Source organism: Candidatus Thiodubiliella endoseptemdiera, assembly GCF_964212635.1.
Classification (GTDB): domain Bacteria; phylum Pseudomonadota; class Gammaproteobacteria; order PS1; family Pseudothioglobaceae; genus Thiodubiliella; species Thiodubiliella endoseptemdiera.
Genome location: NZ_OZ156463.1, coordinates 1,573,409 through 1,587,552 on the forward strand (window position 1 = coordinate 1,573,409; position 14,144 = coordinate 1,587,552).

13 protein-coding genes and 1 pseudogene are annotated in these 14,144 nt (G+C 37.9%); 9 read left to right on the plus strand and 5 right to left on the minus strand.

Features of this window, described 5'->3' with window-relative positions; translation table 11 throughout:
- Positions 1–3 precede the first annotated feature (3 nt).
- Together AB8525_RS08595 and AB8525_RS08600 are read left to right on the plus strand one after the other, a co-directional pair.
- Positions 4–1,173 (plus strand): HlyD family efflux transporter periplasmic adaptor subunit, encoded by a 1,170-nt coding sequence (locus AB8525_RS08595; RefSeq protein WP_369177413.1) that lies wholly within the window; start codon positions 4–6, stop codon positions 1,171–1,173.
- A gap of 12 nt (positions 1,174–1,185) precedes the next feature.
- Entirely contained in the window at positions 1,186–1,947 is a 762-nt protein-coding gene (locus tag AB8525_RS08600; RefSeq protein ID WP_369177415.1) for a DUF2927 domain-containing protein, read from the plus strand.
- A 2-nt stretch (positions 1,948–1,949) separates the two neighbouring features.
- Here AB8525_RS08600 and dinG read toward each other — a convergent pair whose 3' ends face one another.
- Genes dinG through rlmE form a run of 3 tightly spaced genes read right to left on the minus strand, consistent with a single transcriptional unit; the run spans position 1,950 to position 5,590 of the window.
- Positions 1,950–3,995 (minus strand): ATP-dependent DNA helicase DinG, encoded by a 2,046-nt coding sequence (gene dinG, locus AB8525_RS08605; protein ID WP_369177416.1) that lies wholly within the window; start codon positions 3,993–3,995, stop codon positions 1,950–1,952.
- Positions 3,996–4,964, minus strand: coding sequence for a polyprenyl synthetase family protein (locus tag AB8525_RS08610; protein ID WP_369177418.1), 969 nt, complete (start codon positions 4,962–4,964; stop codon positions 3,996–3,998).
- A 5-nt stretch (positions 4,965–4,969) separates the two neighbouring features.
- The gene (gene rlmE / locus AB8525_RS08615) at positions 4,970–5,590 is read right to left on the minus strand and encodes a 23S rRNA (uridine(2552)-2'-O)-methyltransferase RlmE (protein WP_369177420.1); all 621 of its coding nucleotides are present in this window, start codon (positions 5,588–5,590) and stop codon (positions 4,970–4,972) included.
- A gap of 91 nt (positions 5,591–5,681) precedes the next feature.
- Between rlmE and typA the strand changes: the two genes are divergently transcribed.
- The gene (gene typA / locus AB8525_RS08620) at positions 5,682–7,502 is read left to right on the plus strand and encodes a translational GTPase TypA (protein ID WP_369179053.1); all 1,821 of its coding nucleotides are present in this window, start codon (positions 5,682–5,684) and stop codon (positions 7,500–7,502) included.
- On the opposite strand, the gene AB8525_RS08625 is transcribed toward typA, so the two are convergent.
- Positions 7,393–7,710 carry a hypothetical protein gene (locus AB8525_RS08625; protein WP_369150964.1) on the minus strand — a complete coding sequence of 106 codons (318 nt, stop codon included), beginning with the start codon at positions 7,708–7,710 and terminating at the stop codon, positions 7,393–7,395. The genes typA and AB8525_RS08625 overlap by 110 nt on opposite strands.
- 203 nt (positions 7,711–7,913) lie before the next feature.
- Complete coding sequence (locus AB8525_RS08630) at positions 7,914–8,795, minus strand: LysR family transcriptional regulator (RefSeq protein WP_369177422.1); 882 nt, start codon at positions 8,793–8,795, stop codon at positions 7,914–7,916.
- A gap of 91 nt (positions 8,796–8,886) precedes the next feature.
- On the opposite strand from AB8525_RS08630, the gene AB8525_RS08635 reads away from it, so the two are divergent.
- From AB8525_RS08635 to AB8525_RS08660, 6 genes and pseudogenes are all read left to right on the plus strand, one after another.
- Positions 8,887–10,269, plus strand: coding sequence for a ribulose-bisphosphate carboxylase (locus AB8525_RS08635; protein WP_369150971.1), 1,383 nt, complete (start codon positions 8,887–8,889; stop codon positions 10,267–10,269).
- A 94-nt stretch (positions 10,270–10,363) separates the two neighbouring features.
- On the plus strand, positions 10,364–11,173 hold the full coding sequence (locus tag AB8525_RS08640) for a CbbQ/NirQ/NorQ/GpvN family protein (protein ID WP_369150972.1): 810 nt from the start codon (positions 10,364–10,366) through the stop codon (positions 11,171–11,173).
- 64 nt (positions 11,174–11,237) lie between these two features.
- Positions 11,238–11,696 (plus strand): restriction endonuclease subunit S, encoded by a 459-nt coding sequence (locus tag AB8525_RS08645; protein WP_369177424.1) that lies wholly within the window; start codon positions 11,238–11,240, stop codon positions 11,694–11,696.
- Between the two features lie 69 nt (positions 11,697–11,765).
- Positions 11,766–12,089: a hypothetical protein gene (locus AB8525_RS08650; RefSeq protein ID WP_369150976.1), complete on the plus strand. Its 324-nt coding sequence runs from the start codon at positions 11,766–11,768 to the stop codon at positions 12,087–12,089.
- A complete protein-coding gene (locus AB8525_RS08655) occupies positions 12,082–13,176 on the plus strand; it encodes a HigA family addiction module antitoxin (protein ID WP_369177425.1) in 1,095 nt (364 codons plus the stop codon). The genes AB8525_RS08650 and AB8525_RS08655 overlap by 8 nt, the downstream gene beginning before the upstream one ends.
- A pseudogene (locus AB8525_RS08660) lies at positions 13,169–13,987 on the plus strand (N-6 DNA methylase); the annotation flags it as partial. The gene AB8525_RS08655 and the pseudogene AB8525_RS08660, both read left to right, overlap by 8 nt.
- Between the last annotated feature and the right edge of the window lie 157 nt (positions 13,988–14,144).

The window sequence follows — 14,144 nt, forward strand, 5'->3', positions numbered from 1 at the left end:
TTTATGAAGTTAGAAACTGTCTTGTTAAAAATAGAGCATTCGTTCTCAATTGTTTATGTACTTTTGGGCGGTTTGGTGGTTTTTGTTTTGTGGGCAACTTTGTTTGATATTGATGAAACTGTTCGCTCTCAAGGCAAAGTAGTGGCAAATGGCAGCAACCAAGTTATTCAAGTGGCAGATGGTGGTGTCCTGTCTAAACTTTTGGTTAAAGAGGGCGAAGTCGTTAAGCAGGGACAATTGCTAGCAACATTGGAAAAAGACCGTGCGCAAGCGGGTTATTATGAAGTTGAATCCCAAGCGGCACACCTTAAATCAGGACTTTCAAGAGTAACAGCTATTTTATTGAAAAAGCCATTAATATTTGATAAGTTGTCAAAAAAATACCCTGATTTTATTCGAGCTCAAACCGCGTTATACAATCAACAAGAGCGTTCGTTAAGGCAAGAAATGTCAATATTGCGAGAAAGCCTCCAAATTAGCACCGAGGAATGGAGAATTACCAAAAATCTAGAAAAAGATGGTGATGTTGGTCAATTAGAAGTATTAAAATACAAGCAAAAGGTGTTAGATCTTCAGCGTAAAGTGGCTGATACTGAGAATAAATTTTATGAAAAATTTAGTGCCGAAGCTAAGAAATTGGAGGGTGAATTATCCAGTATTTTGTATAAGTTGAAAAAACAGCGCAGTGTTTTGCAATATACCGATGTGTATTCCCCTGTGAATGGTATTGTTAAGGATTTAAAAGTGACTACAGTTGGCGGTGTGTTACGCTCGGGCGAGCAGTTGATGGAAATATCCCCTTCTCAGGGCGGCGTTGTTTTGGAGGCAAAAATTAATCCAGTGGATATTGGCAGGCTAACACTTGGCATGACAGCAACGATTAAGCTGGATGCTTTTGACTATACAATTTTTGGTGGTTTGAAAGGCACAGTGACTTATATTAGTTCTGATACTTTATTGGATAAAGGTCCTTCAGGTAGGGAAATGGCTTTTTATCAAGTTAATATCAAAATTGAAGGTCCAGAACATGAGGATAATGAAAAATCTAAGCTTATCAATCCAAAGCTTGGTATGTCAGGTACAGTTGATATTAAGGTTGGAGAGCGTTCATTATTTACCTATCTCATCAAGCCTATTTCTCGTGGGTTTGGCGGTGCGCTTAACGAAAAATAGATGTTTTTTGGGTTGAGGGTTTTATGTTTATTACTCACATTGGTGTTGCGTGTTGATGCACAAGATGCGACATGGCAGTCAAAGAATTACATCAAAAAAGCTTTTTTTGAAATTGCTTACAAAAATGAATATAGAAAAGGCACAAGCAAATTAAGGCGTTGGAATAAGGGTATTAGATATCAGATAAATTATTTTAAATTTCCACCGCCTTTTAAAATGGCTGAAAATATGATTGATGACCATTTTAAAGACCTTTCTGATATTAGCGCTTTACCAATCACTCAAAGTGACAAAAATCCTAATTTTAAAATTATCCTCACCAAACGCGAGTTTTACGCAGAAGCAATTAAAAAATACACCAATACCAAAATTAAGAATATTGCCACAGAATCAAATTGTTTATTATCTATCAAACATCGAATGTACGAACTGGTTCAAGCTACGGTGATTATCCCTGTGGACCATGCGATGAAATACGGTTTACTGCCTGCTTGTATTGTAGAGGAATTAACTCAGGCTATGGGTTTGCCAAATGATTCAGATTGGGTCAACCCATCAGTGGCAAATGATAAAAGTATTTTAGACTTACTGACAGGATTAGACTATTTAATGTTAAAAATCCTCTATGATAAACGCCTTACTATTGGACTAAGCCTTGAAAAAAGCATCCCCATCATTGATGAGATATTACTAGATTTTGAACAAAAAAACCTCATTAAAAATGCTGTATTCAAAGCGAGGAAATTGCGTCTCAGTCAGCGACTAGAATTCTAATACTACTCGATGACGATATTGTAGCTGGGCAAGGCATTTAATAGTTGTTTACCATAAAACTTTGTTACTAGTCGATTGTCAAAAATGGTAATTTTCCCAGTATCAGTTTCCGTTCGGATTAAACGACCACAGGCTTGAATGAGTTTGAGCGATGCGTCTGGCAATGAAATTTCCATAAAAGGATTGCGATTTTTCGATTGCAAATAGTCTGCAAGGGTTTTGTCGATAGGGGAATTAGGCACACTGAAACGCAATTTAACAATAACCACATGAGTGAGATTATCACCTTTGAGGTCAACGCCTTCGGCAAAACTGTCCAATCCAAAGATGACTGACCCTTGACCTTGTTGACGCAGGCTAATGTGTTTTTCTAAAATCAATTTTTTGGAATATTCACCTTGTACCAACAAATGCGGTTCTAACTTATTTTCAACCAAATCTGCCACCATTTGCATTTGTTTGTTTGAAGCGAATAAAACCAAGGTGCCTTCATCGTTGTTAATACGCTCCAATAATTGTGTGGCAACTTCTTGTGTATGCTCGTAGACTTGTGTTGGGTTGGCGTTGAATTTAGCAACAATAAAATCCACTTGCTCAAATGAGAAAGGCGAAGGCAGGCGTAAATATTGGTTTTCTACTTTCACCAAACCCAATTGTTTGTTGAGTCTGTCAAAACTACCGAGTGAAGATAGGGTGGCAGAAGTTAGGATGCAGCCTGAGACTTTTGACCAAATCAGGTTGTCTAAATTGGTGGAAATATCAGTTTGTGCGCTGTTGAGTGTGTAGTTAGTTTTTTTATTGGTAAGTTTTTCACTAATCCAGCGGGAATAAGGGGATTGTTTGGTATCATCAGTTTTTAAAAATGAAGTTAACAACTCATTAATGCCAATCATATGTTGCTCGCATTCGCCGATGGCATTGTTCAAAGTGTCAGAGGTTTGCTTGTCAATTGGCTTGATTCTAAGGTAGTCTATCCACGAATCTTTAAGGATAACAAATCGAGATAAATGCTGGGTATTTAGAGTGTTGATATGTTGAGCAATTTCAGCAATAGCATTATCCACTTTCCCTTGTTTAAATAAATGCACATCATCATCAAAAGACAAAGACTTAAATAAAAGACTTAAATCTTGCAGATAATCATCCATTTGTTTGATGTTGAATTCAATAGCGTCTTGTTGACTGAGTTTACAAATCTGTTCACTCACGCCTTTGACTTGACGAATACTACTTTTTATAAATTCGGTGCTAACACTCAGAGAAAAATGCGAAAGTGCTTTGGCATTCAAATGATGTGCTTCATCAAAAATGAAAATTGACTCATTAACATCGGGCAAAATTGTATTGCCCGTTGAGATGTCAGCCAAAACTAAATCGTGATTAGCAATGATAACATCAGCTTTGCTGATTTTTTTGCGAGATTTAAAAAAAGAACAATCATTATAAAATTCACAACTTTTTGCCGTGCAGGTAAAGCGATTGCAGGCAATTTTTCCCCACATATTGTGGTCGGGTGTGCGGGTTAAATCATCCACTTCACCATTCCATTTTTTGGCAGAATAATCGTCTAATAAGTCTTTCATTTCTTTCAATTGATAGACGCCAGGTGGCTCATCAAATAAGAGATTGGCATCATCCTCTGTGTTCCCTTCAGCCAAATTAATCAGATTTCGAATACACACATAACGAGAGCGTCCCTTGACTAATTCGTATTGAAAATCCACGGGGCAATATTTTTTTGCTTCTGGCAAATCTTTGGTCAGCAGTTGTTCTTGCAAAGCGACATTAGCACTAGAAATGACTAATTTTTTTTTGTTGGCTTTGGCAATCGGAATGGCACTGAGCAAATAGGCAAAAGTTTTGCCTGTGCCTGTTGGTGCTTCTACGCATAAAAGTCGGTTGCTATCTGGGTATTCCCCTGTTAAGGTTTTGGATATTTCGGCAATCATTTTGTTCTGTGAGCCTCGCAGTTGGAAGCCATTCATATCGTTTTTTAAAGCGATAAAAGAATCGCGAATTTGAGTTTTTAACTCAGCGGATAATGCCATTTAAGATTTTCTCTGTAGCGACAAATTGCAAAGTGCGATGAGTGCGTCTTTGTATTCAGAATCTTTAATAATAGATAAAGATTGCTTGGCTAAATCGGCTGATTTTTGCGCTTGTTCACGAGTATATTCAAAGGCTTTGACGGATTGCAAAATGGCAATTACTTGCTGAATTTTGGAATTGTCAGCATTATTAATCGCATATTCAAGTAATTGCTTATCTGCACCCGAAGTATTTGCAAGAGCATAAATCATCGGCAGAGTGGTCTTGCCTTCACTCAAATCATCGCCAACTTCTTTACCCATCGTTGAGGCATCAGATTGATAATCCAACACATCATCAATAATTTGGAAAGCATTGCCGAGATATAACCCGTAGTCTTTAAGTGCTTTTTCTTGGGCATTATCTACTTCGGACAAAATACCACCAATCTGTGTTGCTGCTTGGAATAACACCGCTGTTTTGCGTTCAATCACTTGATAATATTCAGCTTCGGTAAGCGCTGCATTTTGACAATTAAGCAATTGCAATACTTCTCCTTGTGCGATTTCATTGGTGGCTTTAGATAAGATAGTCATAATACGCATTGACTCGGGTTTAATCATCATTTCAAAAGCACGAGAATACAGAAAATCACCAACTAAAACGCTAGCAGCATTACCCCAAACTTCATTAGCCGTGTCTTTTCCCCGGCGCAACTCAGATTCATCGACAATGTCGTCGTGTAGCAAAGTTGCCGTGTGAATTAACTCAATTACCGCCGCCATCAAATGATGATGTGTGCCTTGATAATCAGTGGCACGAGCACAGAGTAACAGCAATAGCGGGCGTAAACGCTTGCCCCCTGCATTAACAATATAGCTGCTCATCTGATTAATCAACGCTACATCAGAACTTAAATGCTCAACCAGCACCTCATCTGTTTTGGTAACATCATCTTGAATTAATTGTTGAATATCTTCAAATTTCATAGGGGTTATTTTATCCCATTTGCCAGTAAATAAACCTCTTTAGAACGAGCACGAGATGCTTTTGGTTTGCGAATTACCACTTTGACAAAAGCAGCGCGACAGGCTTTGACATACTCATCAAACCCTACTCCTTGAAAAACCTTGATAAAGAAATAGCCATTCGGCGTCAGCGTTTTGACTGCCATATCTAACGCTAACTCGCAAAGATGCAGCGATTTTGGAATATCAACGGATAACTGCCCACTCATATTCGGTGCCATATCACTCAGCACTACATTGACTTTTTCACTCTTAATCAATGACAATAATTCTTCATAAACGGATAATTCAGTAAAATCTCCTTGCAAAAAATCCACCTCATCAATCGGTTCAATATCCAAAATATCACTGGCAATCACCTGACCTTTTTTACCTACGATTTTGATAGCAACCTGACTCCATCCTCCAGGTGCAGCACCTAAGTCTAATACAATATCACCCGATTTAATAAACCTATCTCTATCAATAGCTTCAGTTAATTTATAAACTGCTCTTGAACGATAGCCTTCTTTTTGCGCACGCTTGACATACTCATCACTCAAATGCTCACTCATCCAACGCCCAGAACTGCCTTTATTTTTTGCCATTATTGCTTACATCATTAAACGCTAATACTGCTGGATATTATAGGCAGTTTAGGGGATAATAATGTTTTTTTCACCACCCTTAAAAAATCGTATGAACGAGAAACTTAGAAATATTGCCATTATTGCCCATGTTGACCACGGAAAAACGACTTTAGTTGATAAATTATTAGAGCAGTCACAGACTTTCAATGATCGTTTTGAGTCTTCAGACAGAATGATGGACTCGAATGATTTAGAAAAAGAACGGGGCATTACGATTTCCAGTAAAAACACAGCAATTAAATGGAATGGTTATCATATTAATATCGTTGACACTCCAGGACACGCAGACTTCGGTGGTGAGGTAGAGCGAGTATTGTCAATGGTAGATTCGGTTTTATTGCTAGTTGATGCACAAGAAGGCCCAATGCCACAAACTCGCTTTGTGACTAAGAAAGCCTTTGACCAAGGGCTCAATCCAATTGTAGTTATCAATAAAATTGATAAAGATGCAGCGCGTCCTGACTGGGTTATTGACCAAGTGTTTGACCTGTTTGATCAGCTCGGTGCAACCGATGAGCAATTAGATTTCCCCATTATTTACGCCTCAAGTATTAATGGCTACGCGTCTTTAGAAGACGATGTGCGTGAGGGCGATATGACCCCAATGTTTGAAACCATCGTTGAAAAAGTAGCAGCACCAGAAGTTGATATTAAAGCCCCATTACAAATGCAAATTACCGCGTTAGATTATTCATCATTCGTTGGTGCAATCGGTATTGGCCGTATCACTCGTGGCACGATTAAGAAGAATCAACAAGTGATGATTATGAGTGCTGATGGCACAGAACGCAAGGGAAAGGTTGCAGGTTTGATGGGCTTTATGGGTTTGGAAAAGGTGGATATTGATAGTGCGGAAGCGGGCAATATTGCCTGTATTACGGGTATTGAAGGCATTTCTATTTCAGATACGGTTTGTGATGTGGAAAATGCAGAAGCATTACCACCACTTAGCGTTGATGAGCCGACGGTATCAATGGCATTTCGTGTGAATGACTCGCCATTTGCAGGGCAAGATGGCAAGTATATTACTTCACGAAATATCCGCGACCGTCTGGATAAAGAATTGATTTACAATGTTGCTTTACGCGTTGCTAATACAGACGATCCATCAGAATTTATCGTCTCAGGTCGTGGTGAATTACACCTTTCTATTTTGATTGAAACCATGCGTCGTGAAGGTTTTGAGTTAGCAGTAGGTCGCCCACAAGTTATTTTAAAAGAGATTGATGGTGTAACTTGTGAGCCGTTTGAAGATTTAAGCGTTGATGTTGAAAGTCAGCATCAAGGCACGGTGATGGAAAAGTTGGGTGAGCGAAAAGCAGAACTCACCAATATGATGCCAGACGGTAATGGCCGTGTTAAATTAGACTTTAACATTCCTGCTCGTGGCTTGATTGGTTTCAGAACAGAATTTTTGACAGCAACCACAGGCACAGGTTTGATGAACTCTACTTTCGACGCTTATAAGCCACAAAAAGACGGCATTATCGGACAACGAAATAACGGCTCACTCATTTCAATGACACAAGGTCAAGCGGTTGCCTACGCAATTTTCAACTTGCAAAAATCAGGTAAATTCTTCGTTGAACACAACACTGATATTTACGAAGGTATGGTCGTCGGCATCCACACTCGTGAAAATGATTTAGTGGTTAATGTTATGAAAGGCAAGCAACTGACTAATGTTCGTGCCTCAGGTACAGATGAAGCAGTTTCATTAACTCCTGCAATCAAATTAGACCTTGAACAAGCATTAGAATTCATCGACGATGATGAGCTGGTAGAAGTAACACCAAACAATATCCGTATTCGTAAGCGTTTGTTGAATGAAACTGAAAGAAAACGCACCAAGCCAAAAGCGAATAAATAAAATTCTCTGTTATCTTTATCAAGCCATCATTTGTAAAGGTTTTCTGACAACCGAATAATGCTTGGAGACCTTTGCATAAATAGGGATGATTAGCAAAATGACAGATTTTATTAAATTGGAAATTTTTTAAATCCACTCCTAGCAGGGCTAAGGGTGTTTTTAAAAAGTTTGTAATTTGATGAAAGATGGCGTTTTGATGATTATTCATATTTATGCAAAGGTCTCGCTTGAAGTGTTTGATTAAGAGTGATGATTATCCACAAAAAAGCAGAGTGGTTTTTTTTGGTTATAGAAATTTGTCAATGAGTTTGGACAGGGCGATGAATAGAGACCAAGCCTTTATCTTGAAAGAAGCATTCCTCGTTTGGAGGTGACCATTTCGATGAGCATAGTATTTGTCCATTGAGGGTGTCAAGGGGCTAGGGTGATAATGAAGTCTTTGAAGCGTTGGGCGATGGGGGTGAGTTGGATTTTGGCGCTGTGGACGACGAACCAGTGGCGGGTGACGGGAAATTTATCTACATTTAATTGTTTAATGATGTTGTTTTCTAGTTCTAATTGCACGGTATGTTTGGAGACAAAACCAATGCCTAACCCTGCTTGAACGGCTTCAATGATGGCTTCGTTGGAGTTAATCTCTATTTCTGAGTTGAATTTCATTCCAGTGGTGCGTTCGATGGTGATGCGAGTGCCTGATCCTTGTTCACGGGTGATTAGGGTTTCTTTGTTGAGTTTTTTGATGGAATTGCGTTTGTTTTTGAGTAGTGGGTGGTTTGGGTGAGAGATGGCGATGAGGGGGTTTTCCATAAAAGGTTGGGCGATTAGGGACATATCTTTAGGAGGTTCACCCATAATGACTAAATCAGCATTGTGGTGGGAGAGTTTTTCTAGTAATAGTTGGCGGTTGGTAACCTCTAGGTGGAAGGTCATTTTAGGGTGTTGTTTTTTGAATTGTGCCAGGGCACGGGAGACGAAAGAATTGGTGGTGGTGGCAACGGAGATTTCTAGGTGACCAGAGTCGGGGTTAAGGGTTTGTTCGATGTCAGCTTTGGATTGTTCTAGGGTTTTGATGACGGCTAGACAGGTTTGGTAGAATTGTTTGCCGATATGGGTGGGAGAGATTCTCTTTCCCTTAGTATTTACAAGGTCTGTGCCGATATTTTGTGTTAATTGTTGGATTTGCATATATACGGCGGGTTGGGTGATATTTAATTCTTTGCTGGCTTTGGTGAAGCTTTTTAAACGCACAACTGCCTCAAAGCTATACAGTTGTTTGAGTGTGTAGTTAATCATAAGTTTTAGTTATTATTTACTAAATAAATATTATTTTACATTATTTATTTGTTATTGTATGATGTTGTTTTTTTAATAGAAGGAGTCCACAATGGATCAATCAAATAGATATGCAGATTTGTCATTAGACGAAGACACGCTAATCAAAGAAGGCGGCCACATTCTTGTAGCCTACACAATGACACCAATGCCAGGTTTTGGTGGTTATTTAGAAACTGCTGCGCATTTTGCAGCAGAGAGTTCAACAGGAACAAATGTAGAGGTATCAACAACTGATGATTTTACTAAAGACTTAGATGCAATGGTTTATGAAATTGATGAAGCTAAAGGCATCATGAAAATTGCATACCCATGTGGCTTGTTTGATCGTAATATGATTGATGGCCGTGCGATGGTTGTGTCATTCCTTACGCTTGCAATTGGTAATAATCAAGGCATGGGTGATGTTCAATGTGCGCAAATGTTTGACTTCCATGTTCCTAAGCAAATGCTTGATATTTTCGATGGCCCATCAATGGATATTACAGACCTTTGGAACTTGTTAGGCCGTGACCGTACAAATGGTGGTTACATTGCCGGTACTATTATTAAGCCTAAGTTAGGTCTTCGTCCGAAGCCTTTTGCTGAAGCAGCATACCAATTCTGGTTAGGTGGCGATTTTATTAAAAACGATGAGCCTCAAGGTAACCAAGTTTATGCTCGCATGAAGGATGTAACACCTCTAGTTGCTGATGCTATGAAGCGTGCGCAAGACGAGACAGGCGAAGCTAAGATTTTCTCTGCAAACATTACTGCTGACGACCATCATGAAATGATTGCTCGTGGTGAATACATCTTGGAAACATTTGGTGAAAATGCACACCATGTTGCATTCCTAGTTGACGGTTATGTTGGTGGTTGTGGTATGGTTACAACAGCGCGTCGTAATTTTGCTGACCAATATTTACACTACCATAGAGCGGGTCATGGAGCAATCACTTCTCCATCAGCTGTTCGTGGTTACACTGCATTTGTTCTTGCTAAACTTTCTCGCCTTATGGGTGCGTCTGGTATCCATGTGGGTACAATGGGCTTTGGTAAAATGGAAGGTGGTACAGATGACAAACATATTGCATATATGATTGAGCGTGATAGTGCTGATGGTCCAGCTTATCATCAAGAGTGGTTTGGTATGAAGCCGACTACGCCAATTATTTCTGGTGGTATGAATGCATTGCGTCTTCCGGGTTTCTTTGAAAACTTAGGTCATGGTAATGTAATCAACACTTCTGGTGGTGGTTCTTACGGTCACATCGATTCTCCTGCGGCAGGTGCTAAGTCACTTCGTCAAGCGTATGATTGTTGGATGGCTAAAGCTGATCCGATTGAATTCGCTAAAGACCATAATGAATTTGCTCGTGCATTTGAGTCGTTCCCAGGTGATGCTGATACTCTATATCCTGGTTGGAGAGACAAGTTAGGCGTTCACAAGTAAACTTGTAACAAATAGTTAAAAAAAGCCTCTGTGAAAAGTTATTTTTACAGGGGCTTTTTTAGTATAAATACTAACGATTATTAAGGATGGAATTATGCCAGATTTTGATATTAATCAATTTAAAATTGAAAAAGAACCGTTTTATGAAGCACAATCAAATGAGGTAGAACTCTACACTGCTGCTTATAATGCAAGATTACCCGTCATGGTAAAAGGCCCAACAGGCTGCGGTAAATCACGATTTATTGAGCATATGGCACATCAATTAGATAAGCCAATTATTACCGTTTCTTGTAACGAAGATATTACCGCCAGTGATTTAATTGGTCGCTATTTGCTTGATTCAAATGGCACGCATTGGGTCGATGGCCCGCTTACTTTGGCGGCTCGTTACGGTGCAATTTGTTATTTAGATGAGGTGGTAGAAGCGCGTCAAGATACTATGGTCGTCATTCACTCTTTGACCGACCATAGACGCGAGTTGATGTTGGATAAAAAAGGCGAGCTGGTAAAGGCACACCCTGACTTTCAATTGGTGATTTCGTATAACCCAGGCTATCAGTCATTAATGAAAGATTTAAAACAATCTACCAAACAGCGTTTTACAGGAATGGATTTTGACTATGCATCCGCTGAATTAGAAGCAAGCATTGTCGCAAAAGAATCAGGTGTTGATGCAGACATGGCATCCAAATTGGTACAGCTTGCGCAAGCGACGCGTAATTTAGTTGGTCACGGGCTTGACGAGGGCGCTTCTACGCGTTTATTAAACTATGCAGGTAAGCTGATTGCCTCAGGCGTTGGGGTTAAAGACGCATGCCATATGTCGCTGGTTTGTCCGATTACGGATGATGCCGAAGTGCGTGAGACGATGCGTGGTGCGATTGACGCTATTTTTGATTAAAAGTTAATTTTTATCAAGTGTTTTGGCAAATTAAAGTCTCTTTAATGAATAATTTTGCTGTTAAATGTCATATATTGAAAGCAATAAAAAAGTTATGATTACAGCCAATAACTATGTGAATAGTGAGCAAATTTTGCGACTAAACTATAAACCAATTAATGAACAATCAATTATTTTTGCTAAAGTTGGTGCAGCGGTATTCTTAGAACGCAAAAGAATTGCTAATATTTTTTTGATTGATAACAATATGATGGCATTTATACCAGCAACAAATATTATATTTATTAAGCAGTGGTTTGATACTATAAAATTATCAAAATATGCGCAAGTTGGAGCGTTACCATCATACAACGCTTCTGATTTAAAGACCATAAAGATAAATTTACCAAGTTTAAAAGAACAACAAAAAATAGCCGATTGCCTAACCTCACTTGATGAATTAATTGATGCCCAAAGCCAAAAATTATTAAGCCTTAAACAACACAAAAAAGGCTTAATGCAAAAATTATTTCCAGAAAACTAAAGTAAGCAAACATTGCTTAATCATTCCATGATAAAATTTATTACCTAATTGGTTATGTTTTTTTAATTTATGAAAATATTTTTTAGCACAAGAAAACTTGAAAAATTGTGTAATACGAAAAAAGAAGCAAATAAAAAATTTGGTGATAAAAATGCTAAATTTTTATTTAAAAGATTACAACAATTAAAAGCAGTTAATCAATTGGGGGATTTTAAATTTGACAAACCTCACCCATTAAAAGGCAACAAAAAAGATCAATTTGCAATAACTGTTTTTCAGGGCGTTAGATTAACTTTTTTTGCAATAGAGTCTGCCAAAGATGAAAACAACAACATAATTTGGAACAAAGTTAGGGAAATTAATATCAATTATATTGGAGATTATCATGAGTAAAAATTTATACAGTTTTAACCCTGATTGGATGCATGAAGTTATTCCAGGGGATAGTATTGTTGAAAGAATGGAGGATATTGGTTTGTCAAAAACTAGCCTTGCAACCAATACAGGGTACTCAGCAAAACATATCCACAAGATTATCAATGGCACTGCAACGATTAACGAAATTACCGCCTTACGACTTGAAAAAGTTTTAGGGATTTCTGCTAATTTTTGGCTAAACTTGGAGGGAGATTATCGCATTGCTTTAGAAAAAGAAAAAGAGTCAATAGTGTTAACTCATTCTATTTCTTGGTTAAAAGAATTACCCTTAAAAGATATGATTAAATTTAATTGGATAAATAAATTTAGTGATCAGGTTTCGCAGATAACAGAATGTTTAAAATTTTATGGTGTCGCATCTATTGATGCCTTTAGAAATATGCAAAACAATAATTATCAAGTTGTTTTTAAATCATCTGACAAATTTAACAGAAGTGATATTGCCATTCAAACTTGGGTAAGGCAAGGGGAAAGGCTAGGACATCAGATTGATTGCAATTCTTTTAATAAGAAAAAATTAAAAGAAACTTTAGGCGATTTTAGGGTGTTGACACTTTCGAAAGACCCTGATGATTTTAGGCCAAAATTAATAAAACTTTGCGCAGCGTGCGGCATTGCCGTGGTGTTTGTACCAACGCCTAAACAATGCCCGGTGAGTGGTGCTACAAAATGGCTAACCAGAGATAAAGCCTTATTGTTATTAAGTTTGCGGCATAAAACAAACGACCATCTTTGGTTTGCATTTTTTCATGAAATTGCGCATATTTTAAAACATACAAAACAGCTATTTTTAGAGGGAGGAAGGGGTTTTGAGATAAACGAGACGCTAGAAGAAGAAGCGAATAACTTTGCTGCTGATATTTTAATTCCTCAAAAATATGACTTATCTTCTTTAAAAACAAAAAAAGATGTTGTTAGTTTTGCAAAGGAAATTGGCACCGCCCCTGGTATTGTTGTTGGTAGAATGCAACATAAAAAAATTATTACTTGGAATTACTTTAACGACCTAAAAATTACCTATCAATGGAAAAACAATGAGTAAAGACGAACAACAACAATTAGGTAAAGTTTTATGGGGTATTGCCAATGAACTGCGTGGGGCAATGAATGCAGATGATTTTCGGGATTATATGCTGTCATTTTTATTTTTACGCTACCTGTCGGATAACTATATTAGTGCGGTTAAAAAAGAATTATTAAACGATTATCCTGATAATACCAACACGCCTATTAGCCCTTTGCAGTTGTGGTATCAAGACAACGAAGCAGATATTAAAATGTTTGAAGACCAAATGCGTCGCAAAGTGCATTATGTGATTGAGCCTAAATACCTGTGGGACGCAATTGCCAATATGGCAGAAACGCAAGATACAGAATTATTAGATACCTTGCAAAAGGGGTTTAAATATATTGAAAATGAATCTTTTCATAGTAGTTTTCAGGGCTTGTTTTCAGAGATTAACCTAACTCCTGATAAATTAGGCAAAGATTACACCAAAAGAAATGACAAACTTTGCATCATTATTTCTAAAATTGCAGATGGTATCGCTGATTTTTCTAACAAAAGTGATGTGCTAGGTGATGCGTATGAGTATTTAATTGGTGAATTTGCTGCTGGCGGTGGTAAAAAAGCAGGGGAATTTTATACCCCGCAACAAATATCCATCATATTGTCAGAAATCGTAACCCTAGATGGGCAAGACCCAACGGCTGGCAAAAAACAAAAATTAGCCAGCGTATTTGATTTCGCCTGTGGCTCGGGTTCGCTACTATTAAATGTGCGTAATAAACTCGGTGCAAATAGTATTGATAAAATTTACGGCCAAGAAAAAAATATCACTACTTATAATTTAGAGACCTTTGCATAAATATGAATAATCATCAAAACGCCATCTTTCATCAAATTACAAACTTTTTAAAAACACCCTTAGCCCTGCTAGGAGTGGATTTAAAAAATTTCCAATTTAATAAAATCTGTCATTTTGCTAATCATCCCTATTTATGCAAAGG